Source organism: Dietzia sp. Cai40 (genome assembly GCF_014145165.1).
In the GTDB taxonomy this organism is placed as follows: Bacteria; Actinomycetota; Actinomycetes; order Mycobacteriales; family Mycobacteriaceae; genus Dietzia; species Dietzia natronolimnaea.
Window position 1 is genome coordinate 1 of record NZ_JAALEB010000213.1, and the last position, 1,169, is coordinate 1,169.

Annotated in this window: 1 protein-coding gene; it reads right to left on the minus strand. The window is 70.5% G+C overall.

Annotated features, from left to right (window positions below; all coding sequences use genetic code 11):
• A partial coding sequence (locus G6022_RS08940; protein ID WP_182691407.1) for an acyltransferase domain-containing protein occupies positions 1–1,169 on the minus strand: 1,169 nt, incomplete at both ends.

Sequence of the window (1,169 nt, forward strand, 5' to 3'; positions counted from 1 at the left end):
CCCGTCGGGCAGCGCCACGTGGGAGCCCGGCATACGACCCTCGCCCGAGCCGCCGCCGGCGGTCACGGTCGGCCACAGCGTCCGGCGCTTCCACGCCGTGCCGGGCACCGGGGCGTAACGGCCGGGGCCGGTGACGTAGCCGTGCAGCATCTCCACGACCTGGTCCATGTTGACCTCGTGGCCGTGGACGTACAGCTGGGCGATCGCGTGGAGCAGGGTGTCGGCCTCGGACTCCTTGCGCTTGAGCGTGTGGAGCAGGTTGGGCTCCATCAGGCCGGCGTCGAAGCACGTCGCCGCCACGGACATCGCGGCGACCGGGTTGGGCGCGAACTCCAGGAACGTCACATACCCGGCCTCGACGGCCTTGCGCACGGCGTGGGTGAACCACACCGAGTGCCGCATGCCCTTGACCCAGTACTCCTCCGCGTGGATCGGCTCGTGGCCGGCGCGGTAGAAGGTCTCCTTGTCCACGGAGGAGAACAGGCCGGAGGTGAGCTCGCGCGGCTCCAGGCCCGCGATCTCGGCGGCCAGTTCGCCCAGCAGCATGTCGACGTCGGAGGTGTGCCCGGCTCCTCGGACCTGGAGCTGACGGGCGAACTTGCCCTGCTCCTCGACCCAGGCCACGAACTCGGCGACGGGCTTGGCGCGGCCCCCGACCGTGGTGTGGGTGGGGGCGGCGTAGACCGCGGGCTCGATCGAGGCGAACTGGGGGTTGTCGGCGATGATCTGGGCGATCTCCTCGGCCGAGTACTCGACCAGCGCCATGGCGCCGGCGTCCTCGTCGGAGACCTGCTGCTCCGCGTCGCCCATGAGGCGCGAGCGGACGCAGATCACCCGCACCGCGTCCTCGAGGCTCAGTCCGCCCGCCGCGTAGGCGGCGGCGACCTCGCCCATCGAGTGACCGATCACGGCCTCCGGCTTGGCACCGAGGGCCTTGAGCGTGTCGACGAGCGCGACCTGGACGGCGAAGATGCCGACCTGCGCGTTCTCCACCTCGTAGGTGACCGAGTCGTCGAGGAACATCTCGACCATCCGGTAGCCGGCCTCGAAGTCGATGAGCTCGTCCACCGCGTCCAGGCACGAGGCGAACAGCGGGTTGGACAGGTACAGCTCCTTGGCCATCTTGCGGTGCTGGGCGCCGAAGCCCGAGAACACCCAGACGTCGCCGG